Below are 18,653 nucleotides of genomic sequence, written 5' to 3' on the forward strand. Positions count from 1 at the left end.
ATAGATTAACTAAGTGAATATAATCACGAGAAGACACAGCACATTGATGTTGTGTTTTTTTAGTGCAAAAAAATGGAGGAAAAGTGAATGAAAAAGACACAGAACAATCAAGTAACAGTTAATAATAGCCTATTAAATATCATTACTCCAATCGGCCTTGAACTCAAAAGAAACAGCCTGATTGTAGGTGAAAATAAAGGAAGAATTTATGGTATCGTCAAGTACCCTCAAAAAGTCGATTATGGATGGCTAGCAAAAATTACAAACATACCCGGAACAGTCGTCGGCATTACATTTATACCGATCGATAATGGTGAATTTATTTCAGGATTATCGAAAAATGTCATCCAAAATCGAAGTGCAGCGGATTCAGCCAAAGATCCACTCATTCGGCAAAGGGCAGAGCAAGCAGCTATGGATGGTGAAAAGATCATGCTTCAAATTGACAGAGAAGGTGAAACCGTTGGAACCATGATTATATCCATCATGGTGATTTCAAGGGAAGAAAACAACTTTCAAAAGATTTGCAGAAAAACAGAAAGTATCATTGCCACAAGTAAAGCTAAATTAAGAATTATGGCAAATCTACAAGAACAAGCATTTAAAAGTGTTGCACCATATTATACCCTCGATGAAGCGATTGGAGAAGTACTTAAAAGAGTCATTCCAATGAGCAGTTTTGTCGGGGGTTTCCCTTTTTCATCTTCCGGTTATAATGATGGAACAGGTTATTACTTTGGACGTGATAGTACAGGTGGTCTTGTAGTTCTTGATCCATGGAAAAGAGGTAATGACAGAACCAATACCAATTTTACCATTATGGGTGTGGCGGGGGTTGGTAAGAGCACCGTCGTAAAGCATATTGCTCTTTCGGAATATATGAAAGGAACTAAAATTATCTTCATAGACCCCGAGAGAGAGTACCAAGAAATTACAAAGGCGTTGAATGGCGACTGGATTAATACCGGTGGTGGTGTCAATGGTAAAATCAATCCATTGCAAATCAGACCCACACCTGTAGATGATGATGACAAATATTATAAGGATGAAGGTCATGGTATGGGAGATATGGCCATTTACATGAAGAACCTTGAAATCTTTTTTAGCTTATACTTACCTTCTCTATCAGATAAGCAAAGAGCAATTCTTAAGAACGTGCTAATCGAACTATACAATCATTTTGGTATTAGATGGGATACAGATATTAATATATTATCGAATGAAGATTTTCCGGTTTTTTCAGACCTTTATGAACTGTTCAAAGAAAAGGCTAATAAGGAAAAAACTTCATCAAGCAAAAATGAATATGAAGAGTTGGCGTTACTGTTACAGGATATAGCTCTTGGTAGCGACGCTTTTTTATGGAACGGTAAAAGCACAATCAAGACAAGTTCAAGATGTATCTGCTTGGATACTCATGATCTACAAAACACCAGTGACAATATCAAAAGAACTCAGTATTTCAATATCCTTACGTGGTGCTGGCAGCAAATGAGTTTAGACAGAAATGAACCGGTTTTATTAATATGTGATGAAAGTTATCTTATGATCGATCCCAATGTGCCGCAGTCTTTGGTGTTTTTAAGAAATGTTGAAAAAAGAGCTAGAAAATATGAAGCAGGGGTAGCGATTATATCCCATTCAGTTGTTGATTTCTTAGATCCAAAGATTAAGCTTTATGGACAAGCACTGCTTGACATTCCGGCTTATAAAATACTGATGGGTTGTGATGGCATGAATTTAATCGAAACCAAGAAACTATACAACCTAACAGATGCTGAAGAACAGCTATTAGGTCAAAAGAAAAGGGGAAATGCCCTTGTGATGATTGGTTCTAAAAGATTGCATGTGAACTTTCAGATACCAGATTACAAATTTGAGTTTATGGGCAAAGCCGGTGGAAGATAGGAGCGTGGACTTTTGAAAAAGAAACTAGTGATAGAATTGATCATTTATATTGTAATTGTCATCATTGGAATCATAATGTTGATTATGTACCAGCCAAAAGAAGTGGAGATAGTATTGCCGAAAGATTTTCAAATTGAGCAGGAAGGAGGTGCTGGTGATGCTTTTATACCTATCCAGTAACGAGAAAGTTAATATGATAGATTTTCTCCATGATGAGCATGGAATGATTATTAAGAAGTTATCTGGTATGTTTTCTCTAAAACAATTTGTTCTTAGTGATATGAGAAGCTTAGAGCATTTTAACTATGTGCTTATTGATCTAAAAGCGCTTAAGGATACAGAAGACGAAATGATGGAAGCTGTAATTGGCTTTAGGAAGATGTTCTCTTCAAGAATGATAGTTTATATAGAAGCGATTAAGGAACAAGAGAAACTCATTTTACAGCTTATTGAAGCAGGTATTTATAACATTGTGACATCGGCAGATGTGGCATCCTTTAAAGAGGAAGTTCTTAAAGCTATTAGCGATCTTGGAATAAGCAAACGTGAAGTTCAGTCAAAGCTTATTCAAGAAGATGTAATGGAAACCAGCACCTTTACATCATATTCTTTCTTGAAAAAAGATATTAAGATTGCTGTCACTGGGGTGCAGCACCGTGTTGGTACGACGACCATGGCTATTAATTTGGCAAATTACTTATCTAACATTGGCGCTAAGGTATGTTATGTAGAAGCAAATGAACATGACCATTTGAGTAAGCTTCCGGAGTTTTATCAGGGGATGACAACGAAGGAAGATATCATCCTATACAATGGAGTGAAATATCTTTCGCTCCATTCAGAGTGTCATGATGAATTTGATTTCATAATTTATGACATGGGCGTAATCAACAATAGGATCATAGGTGTCATTAGAAAAAATTGCGATGCTGCAATATTTTGTGCAACAGGTAAGCCTTACGAAATTAATGATATGGTAAATATCGAAAATCTGATTGGTGAGAAGCTCATAGGCAAAGTGTTATCTTTTGTTGCTGAATCGGATAAAAGAAAAATTCAAAAGCAATGTGGAGGTGTATCTTTTTCAAATTACACACCCGATTATTTTGATGGAGATACTAACGAAGAGGTTTGGGAAGACGTAATTACCAGATTTACTAAGTAATATTGAAGGAGGACAACTCATGACTAATAAAGGGAAAATGATTGAAAGTGTATATAAAGCAGATTTAAGCCAGAGAGCAACGCTGGTTATTTTTTATTTGATTAATAGAGCAGACCAGGAAAATACTTGTTTCCCTAGCATTAAAACCATTGCTAAAGAGTGTAATATAAGCACTAGAACAGTTCAAAGAGCATTAAATGATCTTGAAAAAACCGGTTTTATCACTCGAGAAAGTCGGTTCCACGAACAAGGAGGACAGCGGTCTAATCTTTATCACCTGATTGAAGTAGAGACTACTAATAACCTGGACTCTCTTGATTCAGAAATAGGATGTGAAATTTATGAAGAAAAGAATATGCTTTATGATTGTGAGCAATCGATAAATATAGAAGATGGTTGTACATGTACACGAGTGAATTTAGAAAATAATGAGGAAACACAAATAACCAGCAATACTCTTGAACAAGTAAACTTCGACTCTTTATATGCAACAATGACAAATGAAAATTTACTGTCGGGGACCCTATGCCATGATGGCGTACCTTGAATTACTCACTCTAATATATAGGGATATTGAAAGCAGAAGTATAAATGATTCATTCATACGATAATGAATACAGGTTTGATTAACAAACACATTTAATTTAACTTCAAACTGATTGACTAATTGCGTTCAAACGAATAAAATAGAAATTGGAAAGTAATTCATATAGGTTATATTGATAATATCTCTAAGGAATGTTGATGTTAAGAGGTGCATACTATGTTTGAATACATGACAGTAAAAGAAGCGGCAAAAAAATGGGGGTTATCGGTGCGGCGTGTTCAGCTTCTATGTGTTGAAGGAAGAATTGAAGGAGCAATAAAACATGCTTCTGTATGGGCGATACCGCAAGATGCTCAAAAACCAAAAGACGAACGAATTGTGAGTGGAAAGTATATAAAATCTAAAAAGAATAATGAATAATACGACACAAAACCAAATAAAGAGAGGGAAAAGCTTTTATGAATAAACAACAACTGGCAGCAAAAATATGGGAATCAGCAAATAAAATGCGATCTAAAATCGAAGCTAACGAATACAAAGATTATATATTAGGATTTATATTTTATAAGTACCTTTCGGATAAAGAGGTCCGTTTTATGCAGAATAAAGGTGCTACCGTAGAGGATATTAAGAACTTAAGTGAAGAGGATGCTGAAACTGTCAAATATATTCAAGGTAATATAGGATATTTTATCGCCTATAAAGATTTATTTTCTACTTGGTTATCAATGGGGAAGGATTTTGATGTTTCCAATGTTCGTGATGCACTTTCTGCTTTTAGTCGATTAATAGATAGCAATTATAAGAAAGTTTTTGATGGGATTTTTGAAACTCTGCAAACAGGTTTATCAAAGTTAGGTGAGAATGCTGCTTCACAGACAAAAGCCATCAGTGATCTTATTCAGTTGATTAAAGATATTCCGATGGACAGCAAACAGGACTATGATGTATTAGGATTTATTTATGAATATCTTATTTCAAACTTTGCAGCTAACGCTGGTAAGAAAGCAGGTGAATTCTACACTCCACATGAAGTATCACTTTTAATGAGCGAAATTGTTGCAAATCATTTAAAAGATCGAAATGAAATCCAGATTTATGATCCGACGAGTGGTTCTGGTAGTCTACTTATTAATATTGGCCATTGTGTTGCTAAACATATGGATGATGATGACAATATCAAATACTATGCTCAAGAACTTAAACAAAATACTTATAACCTCACCCGTATGAATCTTGTCATGCGTGGTATTTTGCCTTCAAATATCACAACTCGTAATGGAGATACACTAGAGGACGACTGGCCATATTTTGAAGATGGTGATCCGGTTGGTACTTATAATCCACTTTATGTGGATGCGGTTGTTTCGAATCCTCCTTATTCACAAAACTGGGACCCAGAAGGAAAAGAAACTGACCCACGTTATGCTCGTTTTGGTTTGGCCCCAAAAGGTAAAGCTGACTATGCTTTTTTGTTGCATGACCTGTATCACATTAAACCTGATGGTATAATGACCATTGTTCTTCCGCATGGCGTTTTATTCCGTGGGGGTGAAGAAGGAACAATTAGAAAGAATTTAATTGAGAATAATCATATCGATACTATTATTGGGCTGCCAGCCAATATATTCTTTGGCACAGGTATACCAACCATTATTATGGTACTTAAGCAAAAACGTCAGAATACGGATGTACTTATTATTGATGCATCGAAAGGTTTTATTAAGGTTGGCAAAAACAATCAGTTGCAGGCATCAGACATTAAACGAATATCCGATGCTGTATCAAAGCGAAAGGATGTGGCGAAGTTCGCTCGTAAGGTAAGCCGTGAAGAGATTAGAAGCAACGAATATAATCTCAACATCCCTCGTTATGTGGATTCTTCTGAGGCGCCTGAAAGCTGGGACATTTATGCGTCTATGTTCGGTGGTATTCCTAAAAAGGAAATTGAAGAACTTTCTGCATATTGGCAGGCATTCCCTGGGCTTAAAACGGTTTTGTTCAATGAGAGCTCTGATGAACATATGAATATTGCAGAAGGTAATCTTAAGGATATTATTAATAATCATTCCGATGTAGTTTCTTTTAAAGAGCTTTATAAAAAAGCTTTCACCGGCTTTGATACTATTTTGTACAGCCATCTTATAGATGAGATGGAAACATTAAATATTTCAAGAGAAGAAGCAATTCTTAGTGATGAAATATTTAATCGCCTTGAATCTGTACCGTTGGTGGATGAATACAAGGCATATCAGCTTCTGGATAATGAGTGGAATAAGATTGGTGTTGACCTTGAAATGATTCAAACAGAAGGTTTTAAAGCTACGAAACAAGTTGATCCGAATTTAGTTGTAAAGAAAAAGAAGGGAAAAGAGGTTGAAGTTCAAGAAGGTTGGCAAGGAAGAATTATTCCATTTGAATTAGTCCAAGATATGCTACTACATGAGGAAGCGGCAGCATTAAAAGAAAAAGAAGAACGGCTTATACAGGTAACTTCTGAACAACAAGAAATACTTGACTCATTAACGGAAGACGAAAAAGAGGAATTAACAGATGTCTTAAATGATGATAACACCGCATTTTTGACGAGCTCTGTGACAAAGGCTTCTAAAGAGCTGCTCAAAGGACATGATTCAGTAGAGTATGCGAAGGATAGCCCTGAGGGCAAACTACTCACTATGAACGATTTATTAGATGAGGAAAAGGAATTGAAGAAGAGCATTAAAACAGATTCAGCTAAATTACATTCACTTACAAAAGATACAATTGAAAATTTGACGAATGAAGAAGTGTATGCTTTGTTAGAGAAAAAATGGATTTCACCGCTGATGGAAGAATTACATCAGTTACCTATAGCCATTCTCGATAATCTTGCAGTAAAAGTACAGGAATTGGCTGATAAGTATGCCAGCACTTTATCAGATGTAGAAAAAGAAATATTAGAGACAGAAGCGACGCTGTCATCTATGATTGATCAGCTTACAGGTAGCGACTCTGACATTGAGGGACTGATGAAATTGAAAACTCTGTTGGGAGGTGAATGATATGGCTGAAAAAGTAAATGTACCTGCTATCAGGTTTAAAGGTTTCACCGAAGCTTGGGAACAACGTAAGTTATCCAATATATGCTCAATGCATGCACGAATCGGATGGCAAAATTTAAGAACATCAGAGTTTTTAGATACCGGGGATTACTACTTAGTTACAGGTACAGATTTTGACAATGGACGAATTAACTTTAACACATGTCATTATGTTGAAAAAGAACGATATGACCAAGATCCTAAGATCCAGATTGATAATGGAAATATTCTTATTACAAAAGATGGTACCCTTGGAAAAGTCGCTCTTGTAGAGGGTTTAGATAAACCTGCAACATTAAATGCAGGAGTATTTAACGTGACAATTAAGTCAGGAAATATAGATGGTAAATATCTTTATCAATATTTGAAAGCACCATTTTTAATGGACTATGTTAGCAAACATGCAACTGGTGGCACAATCAAACATTTGAATCAAAATATTCTTGTAGATTTCCCTGTCCTGCTACCAAAAGTTGAAGAGCAAAGAAAATTAGGAGAGCTTTATCATAATCTCGACAACCTTATCACCCTTCATCAGCGTAAGCTTTTGAAGCTAAAAAATGTAAAAACAGCCATGCTTGAAAAAATGTTTCCGAAAAATGGAAGGGATGTTCCAGAAATACGTTTTTCTGGATTTACTGAAGCTTGGGAACAGTGTAAGCTCGGTGATTTAGGTCGCGTCGCTATGAATAAACGGATCTTTAAAGATCAAACTTCAGAAAAAGGAGAGATTCCATTTTTTAAAATTGGGACATTTGGTGGGGAGCCAGATTCATTTATCACTAGAGAATTGTTTGAGGACTATAAATCAAAGTATCCTTATCCACGGAAAGGTGATATTTTAATTTCAGCTTCTGGGAGTATCGGTAGAACTGTTGAATTCACTGGAGATGATGAGTATTTTCAAGACTCAAATATAGTTTGGCTTCAGCATGACAACCAGGTGCAAAATACATTTTTGAAACACTTTTATTCTATTGTGAAGTGGGATGAATTAGAAGGTAGTACTATAAAGAGGTTGTATAATAAGAACATCCTCGACACTCAAATAATGCTACCTAAACCACAGGAACAAGAGAAGTTGGGACTCTTTCTTAATAACCTAGACAAGCTTATCACCCTTCATCAGCGTAAGCTTGAAAAATTGAAGAATTTAAAAAAAGCATGCTTAGATAAAATGTTTGTGTAGAAAGGAGCGTGATTTTATGATATTTAAGACAGAAGCGGAGTTTGAATCTGCCTTGATTAAGGCATTGAAAAATAAGGGCTGGGAAGATCATGTTCTAAAATACCCGACTGAAGAAGACTTACTAAAAAATTGGGCAGATATTTTATTTGAGAATAATCGTGGAATTGATCGCTTGAATGATGCTCCTTTGACTGATACAGAGATGCAACAGATATTAGAGCAAGTTTTGGAACTTCGTAGTCCATTAAAACTTAATGGATTTATAAATGGAAAGACGGTATCCATAACTCGGGATAATCCTGAAGATCCTTTACATCTTGGAAAAGAAGTTAGTCTAAAAATTTATGACCGCCGCGAGATTGCTGCTGGACAAAGTAGATATCAAATTGCTCAACAACCAACCTTTAAATCGAAGTCGAAGGTTTTAAACGACCGCCGTGGAGATTTAATGCTACTTATAAATGGCATGCCAGTTATTCATATTGAGCTGAAAAAGAGCGGTATCTCTGTAAGCCAGGCATATCATCAGATTGAAAAATACTCTGATGAAGGCGTTTTTTCAGGAATCTTTTCTTTAGTTCAGGTATTTGTTGCAATGCAACCGGACGAAACCGTATATTTTGCAAATCCCGGTCCAGATGGTATGTTTAATAAAGATTTTTATTTCCATTGGGCAGATTTCAATAACGAACCCATCGATAATTGGAAAGATATTACGACCTACCTTTTATCGATTCCAATGGCTCATCAATTGATTGGTTTTTATACCGTTGCCGATGATTCTGATGGTGTATTGAAGGTTATGCGAAGCTATCAGTATTATGCTGCAAACGCAATATCTGATCGTGTGTCAAAAATCAACTGGAGTGATAAACAGCTGCTGGGCGGCTATATTTGGCATACAACTGGTTCTGGTAAAACAATGACGAGCTTCAAGTCAGCACAACTTATCGCTAATTCTAAAGATTCTGATAAGGTGATTTTCTTAATGGACAGAATTGAGTTAGGAACGCAGTCACTTCATGAGTACCGTTCTTTTGCAGAAGATAATGAAGAAGTTCAAGCGACTGAAGATACACACGCTCTTATATCAAAACTGAAAAGCGATAACCCCGCTGATACACTGATAGTAACCTCAATCCAGAAGATGAGTAATATCAAAGATGAAGAAGGGGGCTTGAATGCTGCTGATATTAAAGCTATGAACTCAAAACGTATTGTCTTTATTGTGGATGAAGCACATCGTTCTACTTTTGGTGATATGTTGATAACTGTTAAACAGACCTTCCCAGATGCAGTGTTCTTTGGATTTACAGGAACACCTATTCAAAAGGAAAATCAGAAGAAGAAGAATACAACTTCGACAGTTTTTGGTGATGAACTGCATCGCTATAGTATTGCTGATGGCATTCGTGATGAGAATGTTCTTGGTTTTGACCCATATAAGGTTCTGACCTATAGGGATATTGATCTGCGTAAAGCGGTAGCATTAATGATTGCAAATGCTTCTACAGAAGAAGAGGCAATAAAAGATCCGAAGAAAGCAAAAAAATATTATCATTACATGGACTCTGTTAAAGTAAAAATGGCTGGTTATCGAGAAAAGAGTGGTAAGTACATTAAAGGAATTGAAGACTATCTACCAAGAGAGCAATATGATTGTGACAAGCATCGGAAAATGGTTGTTCAGGATATTATTGATAACTGGTTCAGACTAAGTCATGCTTCAAAGTTTCATGCGATTTTTGCTACGAGCAGTATCCCAGAAGCCATTGAGTATTATAGACTCATAAAAGGTTTAAAGCATGACTTGAAAATTACGGCACTCTTTGATCCGAACATTGACAATAATGGTGGTGTAAAGTTCAAGGAAGATGGTCTTGTTGAGATTATGGAAGATTATAATGAAAGGTATGAACAAAACTTTACCTTTGCTACTCATGCAAAATTCAAGAAGGATATTTCAGCACGTTTGGCTCATAAGAAGCCTTATGAGCGAATCGAGCGTGAGCCCGAAAAACAGCTTGATATTTTGATTGTTGTCGATCAGATGCTAACAGGTTTTGATTCCAAATGGATAAACACACTTTATATGGATAAGGTACTTAAATACGAAAATATTATTCAGGCATTCTCTCGGACTAACAGACTATTTGGTCCTGATAAACCTTTCGGCACGATTCGTTATTACCGTTATCCAAGCACGATGGAAAGAAATATCAGTAGCGCTGTAGCTCTTTACTCTGGAAACAAACCTTTAGGATTGTTTGTTGAACATTTGGATTATAATCTAGAGAAGATGAATCAAAATTTTGAAGATATTTCACGTTTATTTAAGCAAGCAGGTATAACTGATTTTACTCATTTACCTGATGATGTGAATGAATGCGGTAGATTTGCTAAGTTGTTTAGTAGTCTAAATGACTATTTAGAAGCTGCAAGAATACAAGGTTTCACTTGGAAACAGAATAAATACCTTTTCGAAAATCCTAAAAAAGTTGTGGAATTGGCATTTGACGAGAAAACTTATCTTATTTTAGTTTTGCGTTACAAAGAGTTGTTTACAGAAGGCGGCGGTGGAAGCGGTGGTGATATTCCGTTTGATATTGATGGACATTTGGTAGCCATTGACACTGGTAGAATTGATACTGATTATATGAACTCACGTTTTGAGAAATATCTCAAAGTATTACGTCAAGATGATATCAACCAAGAGCAGCTACAAGAAACTCTCGATGAGTTACATAAATCTTTTGCGACTCTTACTCAAGAAGAACAGAAATACGCAAATATCTTTATACATGATGTTCAAAGTGGAAATGTTGAAATAGAAGGTGGTAAGTCTTTCAGGGACTATATAACTGAATATCAATTCCGTGCGAAAAATGAACAAGTTCGACAATTAGTAAGCACTATAGGTGTTAATATTTCAAAGTTGGAAAACTTAATGAATGTTGGGGTTAACGAAGCAAATATAAATGAATATGGAAGATTCGATGACCTTAAAAGTACGGTAGATAGGGATAAAGCAAAAAACTATTTTGAATTATTGGAAGGAACGACTATTCCAGAGTTCAGGTTGAGCATAAAAATTGAAAAGCTATTGAAAGAGTTTATCTTAAGTGGTGGCTTTGATATTAATGACAATATAAATTGAATAGCTTCAGAAATTACAGTAATGAACAGATAGAACGAAAAGAGTCAGAAAATGGCTCTTTTTTTTACTTATGGCTTACACTGATGAAGGGTGATAAGGTTGTCTATTGATTTCAAGAACTCTCCAATCTGTTCTTGTTCTTCTATTTCCGGAATCTTGATTGTAGTGTTCTTAACTAAATCAGAATTTAGATTTACTTGACTACCTGGTTGCCCAAATTGTTGCCATTTAGGACGAAACATTTCAAACCACTGGAACATAAATTCTTGATCAAATTTTGGATTCAAGAAGATTAAAAATCCATCATGAACACCTGTCTCAACATAGTTAACTACAGGCTTTCCAACTGTTGCAGCTATACTTAAAAGCAGATGTGGTTCATACAATACTCTTGTCTTCTCTTGACCTGCTTTTGATATTCTTTGCTCTAAAAATCTAATCCTACCATCTTGTTCAGTTACATCAGATATTCTCAACCATCCGACCTGAGATTTATCATCAAACCACATGGGATCTTTTATAGGTCTAGGACTTGCACCACGTACAATATCCGATAATTCTCCTAACTTACGCTGTTCCCAAGGAAAATTGTAATTCGTAGATATATAGATCTGACAAAAGTGATTTGAAATCTTAAACGATTGGGAACAGCGTGAGTTTGAAGAGGATATTTTATCAATACAAACAGGCACAAATATGTTGGGATCAACTAGTAAAAAGGGAACTCCTTTACTTAAAATGGGTAATATTCAAAGGGGCTATTTTAACTTAGAAAAGCTAGAACGATTGAACGAAGCTGATAATGTTGAAACTGAAAATATAGTTAATTATGGAGATTTTTTATTCAACACTAGGAACACACTAGCGCTAGTTGGAAAAGGTGCTACATGGACTGGAATCAGTGGTCTATATGCATTTAATAGTAACTTAGCTAGATTTGTTTTCAAAGATATTGATACGGTTTTCTTCAACTATTTATACAATACTAAAGATATGATTAGACAAGTTAATCAAAGAGCAATGGGAAGTACTAGTGTTGCTGCAGTTTATCCAAGGTCTTTGAGTACGATTAAATATAAGATTCCTTCTGAAAGTGAGCAGAAAAAAATCGGAGAGTTTTTGATGAAAATCGACAACCTTATCACCCTTCATCAGCGTAAGCCAAATGTATAGATTGGAGGAAATAAAATGCTAGATTCTGTGAAGAAAACAGACTTGTTTCATGAGTATTATTCATTATGGATTAGAGTTTACAAAGAAGGTGCTGTAAGAAAGGTTACCATGAATAAATATAACTTAACTGAACGATGGTTAAAAAAATTGATTCCTAATATGAAGATGTGTGACTTAAATCGAATTAATTACCAAAAACTACTTAACGATTATGCAAAGTCTCATGAGAGACAAACTACAATGGATTTTCATCACCAACTGAAAGGAGCTATAATTGATGCAGTCGATGAGGGTATAATAGATAGAGATCCCACACGCAAAGCCGTTATTAAAGGAAAACTACCTAAAGATAAAAAACCTAAGTATTTGAGCTATTTTGAACTTCAAACTTTATTGAAAAATCTATGCTTAGAAACACAGGTTAATTGGGATTGGCTAATTCTTTTGATTGCTAAAACTGGACTTCGTTTTTCTGAAGCGCTTGCATTAACACCGAATGATTTTGATTTTTCACATCAAATACTTTTTGTTAATAAAACATGGGATTATAAGGGAAACAGTGGATTTTTACCTACTAAAAATAAATCTTCAGTTAGAAAAATTCAAATTGATTGGCAAACTATCACACAATTTTCAGAATTGATCAAAGTCCTGCCAAAAGATAAGCCCATATTTATAAATGAAAAAAAAGTATACAACTCAACCGTTAATTCTATTTTAGATAGACATTGTAAAAAATCTAAAATACCATCAATATCTATTCATGGGCTAAGACATACACACGCCTCGATTTTATTATTCTCAGGTGTTTCAATCGCAAGCGTAGCACGTAGACTAGGACATTCTAATATAACAACAACTCAAAAGACGTATCTTCATATAATACAAGAATTAGAAAGCAAAGATGTAGATTTAGTAATGCGATCTCTATCTGGATTAGTAAATTAAAAATTAGTATTGAGCTTACGCTGATGAAGGGTGATAAGGTTATCAATTTTCTTAAAGAACTCACCGATTATCTCTTGTTCCTCAGATGATGGGACAGATAATTCAGCATTTCTGATATTATCTGAGTTTAGCGAATCAAAAGTTGATCCACTTGAAAGTTTCTTCCAATATCCGTCATCATTCATCTTTACAAGATTCTGAAAGATAAATTCATTGCCCTTAATTGCAGCAACGCCACGTCCCAAAACCACATTATATGCGGTTTTCCCCATTTCACCTGCAGGTGCACGCACGCTCATAATTAAGTCACCCGCATCTGCTTTTTTTGTTACTTGAGTAGTCCATATTCTAGGAAAAACCCATCCATCTTTTAAATCTGCATTACCTTGAACAAGAATATAGTCACTAGGTGTATCTGAGTACGTATTCCCATCAGGCGATTGTCCCATAATAATATCCACTTCCTCGCTCAACTTACACTGTTCCCAATCGTTTTAGTTTAAAGTTTTAACAGATAGTGCTCTGATGAGATATTTACTTTATACCTAAAAATGAGAAAAATCAAATTTCATAACACCAGAACAAGATCTTGGATTATGCTTTTAAAAAACAGGTCAAATGAATAATAATCTATTTTCTTTGATCATATAGTAGTAAGCAAATGGTTGTTTCTGGTAAAATATAAATGACTTAGTTTAGTAAAATAATGACATGAAAAGGAGCACGAAGAATAAATTGATTTCAGAGAGGATTTAGTACCTCGACTAGGATTTTTAGGGAGTGACAGTATTTAAATTTGGATAACAATTAAAATGAGAACTATATTCATTAGAGAGGTGAAAAAATGCCAGCAAGCTCAAAACTAAAACCACTATATATTATGAAGATATTGCTTGAGAAAAGTGATGAAAACCATCCATTAACAGTCAATGATATCATTAATGAGTTGGCTCTCTATGATATTCCAGCTGAGCGTAAATCCGTTTATACGGATATTAGTCTTCTGGAGTCATTTGGACTAGATGTTATATGCGAAAAAGGTAGGTCAAATAAGTACTTTATAGGTGAGCGTGAATTTGAATTGCCAGAGTTAAAGTTGTTGGTTGACGTAGTACAGTCATCAAAGTTTATTACACATAAAAAGAGTAAGGAACTCATTAAGAAAATTGAAAAGTTAACCAGTGTGTATGAAGCAAAAGACTTACATCGTCAGGTGATTGTTAGTGATCGTGTTAAAACTATGAATGAGAGCATCTATTATAATGTCGATGCAATCCACCAAGCCATTCAGTTATGTAGGAAAGTGAAATTTAAGTATTTTGATTACACTGTGGACAAGCAACTGAAATTTAGGCGAAATGGAGAGTTCTACTGTGTAGATCCTTATGCATTAACCTATGCTGATGAGAATTATTATCTAATTGCTTATCATGAAAAATATAATGATATCAGTCACTTTCGGGTAGATCGTATGACTGAAATTGAAGTTTCAGAAGAGGATCAGCCTGAATTGAAAGAGTTTAAAGATTTCAATGTGGCAAAATACTCTAAGAAGGTTTTTCAGATGTTCAGTGGTGAAATGCATTGTGTAGAATTGAAATTAGATAATTCTTTAATCAATGCTGTAATTGATAAGTTTGGAAAAGAAGTAAACATCTTTGATAAATCTGAGGATTCGTTCAGAATCTCGATAGAAGTGGCTGCTACAGGTACTTTTTTTGGATGGCTCATTATGTTTGGTGATAAAGTGAAAATTATTTCACCACAGACAATGTGTCATGAGTTTAAACAATACTTATTAAATGTGACAAGTCTATATGAATAACAGTGAAAGCATTCTAAAATGAGTGCTTTTTCTGTTGCTATTTTAGCTTGAATGAAAAACTAACTTCCGCTTTCCCTAGACATTAGTCGTTGTAAGGGTAAAATCCGTTATTTTCATTCTGCTTGTTCTTGGTTTTCATCCTAAATGCATGTATAATACTAATAAATTAACTAAAAATATCGGTTTTTTCGCATAGGAAAACGACCACAGGAAAGACATTGCTAAAGTAAGTTCCGCCGGTCTAAAGTTTGCAGTATTAACTTCCGCGATATCTATCCGATTTTTTTAGTTCTTTTTTATTTGCCTAAGTCTTCTAATAATGTTCTTTTGATGTATGTTGGATCCACTAAATCCTCTGTTAGCTTGACTTCGTCAGCTGGAATCTCCTTAATCGACAGTGTATCAAGCAAGGTCCGATCTAGTAGGATTTTTCCCAAACTAAAGGGCGTCATACCATTCAATCTTTTTCTTGAAACACTGTTGATATGATTCATCAGATTCGTGACTTTGCTCTGGGTTAGGAAATCAAATGATTTGCCCTTTGGCAAAACATATCTGATGAACTCATGATTCTTTTCCAAGCGTCCCTTCTGATAGGAAGCATTTGGATCACAGTAAAACACTTTGGTTCTTTTCTCCCCATTTTTACCGATTTCAAGGGCATCCGGCATTAGAAATTCGCTACCATTATCAGTTAACAGTAGTGGGATGTTATTCTTGAATACGTCATGACCAACTGAATCGTAAAAGCTGTTAAAGACCTCTAAAACACATTCTTGCGTGCAATTATCCAACAAAAAACCAAACATCATTGAACTTCTTCTGAAGAACAATGTCATAATCACTTTGCCACCTTTAGCGCCTTCAACGGTATCAAGTTCTACAATATCGGTATCCGGATTTTCAGCGATGTACTCTAGGAAATCCTCATAGCTTCTTGTTGCCCTATGATTGGATTTTCTTTTGGCTACGGGCTTTTTCTTACGTTTCTTATATTTGCACTTTCTTTTCAAATCAATGTTTCTGGTTGTGAGAATGTTCATATCAATGTAGTTATACAATGTCCTTTCAGAGCAATCCATCTCTTCTTTATGATTGGCGTAAATATGAGATATTGGTTGACCTTTTAGAACAAGTGGTGTCACCAAATCATCTAACTTTTTCAACTCTGAAGGCGTCATATTTATGCCTTGGCGCGACGATTCTAGCTTTTCCCTATAAATAGCGTCAGCCTGCTTTGCACTGTATCTGTAACGATTTAAAGTACAATGGCGCTTGCTTTCGCAACCATTACAGACATGTGGAAACTTTTTTATCGTTGCACAGGATTTAGTCTTGAAATCCGAACAGATTCTCATGCAGTGGTGGGTTGTGCAGAGTTTGCAAAACTGATTGCACCCATTACTGCATAGATGTTTCTTCTTGCATGCATCCCAGTTTACACATCCACCTTCAAATTCGTACCCACTCAGCTTGAAAACTCTGTTTTTCTTTATCTCTTTCGAGATCGTCGTCGGATCTTTTTCTAGCTTCTTTGCAATATCCTTAAGTGACATGTGATGCTTCAATGAGTCTTCGATGAAGATGCGATCATCTAATGTTAAGTGCTTACCTTTAGCCCTATGTTTTACTGACATATATGTTCTCCTGTTCTATACCAGGATAGATATCTTACTCAGTATAAGCTATAAACTCTTGCAAGAGTAACTTCAGGTCTGCAAAGGTAAAATCCGTTTATCTTCAAAAAACGGAACTTAGAATTTCATTTTAGGTGTTGCTATTTTATAAGGTGTCCACACTATGGGACATAATATGTGATATAATCCCATCTTTGACAGTTGCGAAACAAAAAAAGCTTGGAATCCATTGGAAATAGTGGACTCTAAGCTTTTGTGTTGTTTTCAAAAAGTGCGTAATGTTTTTACGATTTTGTTATTTTAAAAATTTTTTTCATTTGTCTTGTATTTACAATCTGATAATCTGTACGAAAGTCAAACGCTTCATGTAAAGCATCGGTTAAATCTGTTCTTGTGTATGTAGGTATGTACCCTTCTCCTTTTATCTCATAGAAATTCATGTTTTTTAAGCCACTAATAATCTCATCGCAAGTAAATTTTTCTTCAAGTTTCTTTTCCAGTAATCTATAAATAATTAATGAAATAAAACAAGTGGTAAAATGTGCTTCTATCCTGTCATCACGACTTAAATAAACAGGTCTTGCTTTGAATTCGCTTTTCATAATTCTAAAACATTCTTCAATTTCCCAACGCCTATGATTTACCTTGATTATTTCAGAAACATCATCTTCAAGATTAGTACATACACCATAAAAACCATCATAAGCTTCTTCCTTAGAGATAAGGTCTAAATCAATGTTATAGATTTCTTTCTTTGCAACCTCACCATCACGAGTAATATTTATCTTTTCAATAAATCTTTTGTAATCGTTTTGGTTGTGCTTTTTAATTTTTGTGGGATTGGTATCTATAGTCTTTTGAGCACGTTCTATTTGAGAGTTTCTGATTTTACGTTGATAATCTCTGTATTTAAGAGAATATGTAACAACTAACCTTTGTTCTAAACCGTTTTCCTTAATCCAACGTTCCTTGTAGAAAATTTTATCTTTATCCTTTTCATGATCAAGTGCAGAAATATCATAAATTTTCATATCATTAGAAAGCTGCCATCCCTCAGAATCAAGAGCCCATTCTTTTAAATGTTTTTTTAATTTTTTTATAGACTGAGTTGTAATAAAAGCTCTTTCATCTTTATCATTAAACTTTCGGTTATCTAAAGAAGCTAAACCGGCATCAGTACATACAACAAACTTAGAAAGCTCGAAATCAGATAGAATTTTTTTCTCTAAGGGCTTTAAAGTTAGTTGCTCATTTGTGTTGCCTCTGTTAATGCTAAAGGCAAGAGGAATACCATCTCCATCCATGAATAAACCCATTTGAACGATAGGATTTGGTCTATGCTCTTTTGATGGACCATATTGCTTAATACCATCTTCTTGCTCAATTTCAAAGAAATAATTCGTGCAATCATAATAAAGCACACCAGTATTTCTTTTAGAAACCTTCAAACTATTATTATATAAAGCAGCTTGAATAAAATCTGTTTCCTTAGCAATAACTTCCAGTGCTCTATAAATTTGATGCAAATCAAAATTAGGCTGTTCAATAAATTTAGAAGAAAGCTTAAATGTTTTAAGCTTTGAAGCAGGAAAGATAACTCTACTATAAATCAATCTGGAAAGAATAGAATTAAGATCAAAATCAAATTTATACTTTTTAGATATTCTATTACAAATTTTATGTAGTCCAAGCTCATGATATATTTTCTGAAGAAAAAGATAGCCACCATTAAAAGAACGTTGTTCATCTTTATCAATTATCTTTGCGGGAGAATATTTAACAAGCACTTCACGTTTTTCTTCCTTTTCTTTTTTATTAAGCTCTTTGATATATTCTTTTGCCCATTTATATGGATCTGCACCATTAAGTTTTTCTCTGAGTTCAGCTTCGGTACCTAGTTTCTCCACGATTTTGGATGAATTTGATTGAGTCTTGCTATTATAAATAGATTTTATTACATAAAGTGAAGCTGCATTTTTAGATTTACTTACCTTAAGCCTCATTTAGAACATCGCCTCCTT

At 34.8% G+C, this 18,653-nt stretch carries 14 protein-coding genes and 1 pseudogene; 11 read left to right on the top strand and 4 right to left on the bottom strand.

Annotation, left to right across the window (positions count from 1 at the left end; all coding sequences use genetic code 11):
• The first annotated feature begins 87 nt into the window (after nucleotides 1-87).
• The 8 genes from ACQ4KW_RS03440 to ACQ4KW_RS03475 all read left to right on the top strand — a co-directional run bounded on the left by ACQ4KW_RS03440 (nucleotide 88) and on the right by ACQ4KW_RS03475 (nucleotide 11,049).
• Complete coding sequence (locus ACQ4KW_RS03440; protein WP_430885138.1) at nucleotides 88-1,908, top strand: VirB4 family type IV secretion system protein; 1,821 nt, start codon at nucleotides 88-90, stop codon at nucleotides 1,906-1,908.
• A gap of 12 nt (nucleotides 1,909-1,920) precedes the next feature.
• Nucleotides 1,921-2,088 (top strand): hypothetical protein, encoded by a 168-nt coding sequence (locus ACQ4KW_RS03445; protein WP_430885139.1) that lies wholly within the window; start codon nucleotides 1,921-1,923, stop codon nucleotides 2,086-2,088.
• Nucleotides 2,066-3,073: a hypothetical protein gene (locus tag ACQ4KW_RS03450; RefSeq protein WP_430885140.1), complete on the top strand. Its 1,008-nt coding sequence runs from the start codon at nucleotides 2,066-2,068 to the stop codon at nucleotides 3,071-3,073. Before ACQ4KW_RS03445 ends, ACQ4KW_RS03450 begins: the two co-directional genes overlap by 23 nt.
• Before the next feature lie 19 nt (nucleotides 3,074-3,092).
• Entirely contained in the window at nucleotides 3,093-3,620 is a 528-nt protein-coding gene (locus ACQ4KW_RS03455) for a helix-turn-helix domain-containing protein (protein ID WP_430885141.1), read from the top strand.
• Nucleotides 3,621-3,836: 216 nt separating this feature from the next.
• Entirely contained in the window at nucleotides 3,837-4,040 is a 204-nt protein-coding gene (locus ACQ4KW_RS03460) for a DNA-binding protein (RefSeq protein WP_430885142.1), read from the top strand.
• 38 nt (nucleotides 4,041-4,078) lie between these two features.
• A complete protein-coding gene (locus ACQ4KW_RS03465) occupies nucleotides 4,079-6,664 on the top strand; it encodes a type I restriction-modification system subunit M (RefSeq protein ID WP_430885143.1) in 2,586 nt (861 codons plus the stop codon).
• A 1-nt stretch (nucleotide 6,665) separates the two neighbouring features.
• Nucleotides 6,666-7,892, top strand: coding sequence for a restriction endonuclease subunit S (locus tag ACQ4KW_RS03470; RefSeq protein ID WP_430885144.1), 1,227 nt, complete (start codon nucleotides 6,666-6,668; stop codon nucleotides 7,890-7,892).
• Between the two features lie 16 nt (nucleotides 7,893-7,908).
• On the top strand, nucleotides 7,909-11,049 hold the full coding sequence (locus ACQ4KW_RS03475) for a type I restriction endonuclease subunit R (protein ID WP_430885145.1): 3,141 nt from the start codon (nucleotides 7,909-7,911) through the stop codon (nucleotides 11,047-11,049).
• Nucleotides 11,050-11,117: 68 nt separating this feature from the next.
• On the opposite strand, the gene ACQ4KW_RS03480 is transcribed toward ACQ4KW_RS03475, so the two are convergent.
• Nucleotides 11,118-11,741, bottom strand: a complete 624-nt coding sequence (locus ACQ4KW_RS03480) for a restriction endonuclease subunit S (protein WP_430885146.1) — start codon at nucleotides 11,739-11,741, stop codon at nucleotides 11,118-11,120.
• 4 nt (nucleotides 11,742-11,745) lie between these two features.
• On the opposite strand from ACQ4KW_RS03480, the gene ACQ4KW_RS03485 reads away from it, so the two are divergent.
• Entirely contained in the window at nucleotides 11,746-12,222 is a 477-nt protein-coding gene (locus ACQ4KW_RS03485; RefSeq protein WP_430885147.1) for a restriction endonuclease subunit S, read from the top strand.
• A 15-nt stretch (nucleotides 12,223-12,237) separates the two neighbouring features.
• Nucleotides 12,238-13,170: a site-specific integrase gene (locus ACQ4KW_RS03490; protein ID WP_430885148.1), complete on the top strand. Its 933-nt coding sequence runs from the start codon at nucleotides 12,238-12,240 to the stop codon at nucleotides 13,168-13,170.
• On the opposite strand, the pseudogene ACQ4KW_RS03495 reads toward ACQ4KW_RS03490, so the two are convergent.
• Nucleotides 13,167-13,649 (bottom strand): annotated as a pseudogene (locus ACQ4KW_RS03495) (restriction endonuclease subunit S); the annotation flags it as partial. The gene ACQ4KW_RS03490 and the pseudogene ACQ4KW_RS03495 overlap by 4 nt on opposite strands.
• Before the next feature lie 365 nt (nucleotides 13,650-14,014).
• Between ACQ4KW_RS03495 and ACQ4KW_RS03500 the strand changes: the two are divergent.
• A complete protein-coding gene (locus tag ACQ4KW_RS03500) occupies nucleotides 14,015-14,995 on the top strand; it encodes a helix-turn-helix transcriptional regulator (protein ID WP_430885149.1) in 981 nt (326 codons plus the stop codon).
• A gap of 296 nt (nucleotides 14,996-15,291) precedes the next feature.
• Here ACQ4KW_RS03500 and ACQ4KW_RS03505 read toward each other — a convergent pair whose 3' ends face one another.
• Both ACQ4KW_RS03505 and ACQ4KW_RS03510 read right to left on the bottom strand, forming a co-directional pair.
• Nucleotides 15,292-16,632, bottom strand: coding sequence for an IS30 family transposase (locus ACQ4KW_RS03505; protein WP_430885150.1), 1,341 nt, complete (start codon nucleotides 16,630-16,632; stop codon nucleotides 15,292-15,294).
• Nucleotides 16,633-16,916: 284 nt separating this feature from the next.
• On the bottom strand, nucleotides 16,917-18,635 hold the full coding sequence (locus ACQ4KW_RS03510; protein WP_430885151.1) for an IS1634 family transposase: 1,719 nt from the start codon (nucleotides 18,633-18,635) through the stop codon (nucleotides 16,917-16,919).
• Between the last annotated feature and the right edge of the window lie 18 nt (nucleotides 18,636-18,653).

It is taken from the genome of Tianxiuia mixotrophica (assembly GCF_050596425.1).
Taxonomy (GTDB): domain Bacteria; phylum Bacillota; class Clostridia; order Peptostreptococcales; family Acidaminobacteraceae.

Coding starts and splice junctions, on each gene's coding strand:
- ACQ4KW_RS03440 (WP_430885138.1), top strand. CDS start 88: ATGAAAAAGACACAGAACAATCAAGTAACAGTTAATAATAGCCTATTA.
- ACQ4KW_RS03450 (WP_430885140.1), top strand. CDS start 2,066: ATGCTTTTATACCTATCCAGTAACGAGAAAGTTAATATGATAGATTTT.
- ACQ4KW_RS03455 (WP_430885141.1), top strand. CDS start 3,093: ATGACTAATAAAGGGAAAATGATTGAAAGTGTATATAAAGCAGATTTA.
- ACQ4KW_RS03460 (WP_430885142.1), top strand. CDS start 3,837: ATGTTTGAATACATGACAGTAAAAGAAGCGGCAAAAAAATGGGGGTTA.
- ACQ4KW_RS03465 (WP_430885143.1), top strand. CDS start 4,079: ATGAATAAACAACAACTGGCAGCAAAAATATGGGAATCAGCAAATAAA.
- ACQ4KW_RS03470 (WP_430885144.1), top strand. CDS start 6,666: ATGGCTGAAAAAGTAAATGTACCTGCTATCAGGTTTAAAGGTTTCACC.
- ACQ4KW_RS03475 (WP_430885145.1), top strand. CDS start 7,909: ATGATATTTAAGACAGAAGCGGAGTTTGAATCTGCCTTGATTAAGGCA.
- ACQ4KW_RS03485 (WP_430885147.1), top strand. CDS start 11,746: ATGTTGGGATCAACTAGTAAAAAGGGAACTCCTTTACTTAAAATGGGT.
- ACQ4KW_RS03490 (WP_430885148.1), top strand. CDS start 12,238: ATGCTAGATTCTGTGAAGAAAACAGACTTGTTTCATGAGTATTATTCA.
- ACQ4KW_RS03500 (WP_430885149.1), top strand. CDS start 14,015: ATGCCAGCAAGCTCAAAACTAAAACCACTATATATTATGAAGATATTG.
- ACQ4KW_RS03505 (WP_430885150.1), bottom strand. CDS start 16,632: ATGTCAGTAAAACATAGGGCTAAAGGTAAGCACTTAACATTAGATGAT.
- ACQ4KW_RS03510 (WP_430885151.1), bottom strand. CDS start 18,635: ATGAGGCTTAAGGTAAGTAAATCTAAAAATGCAGCTTCACTTTATGTA.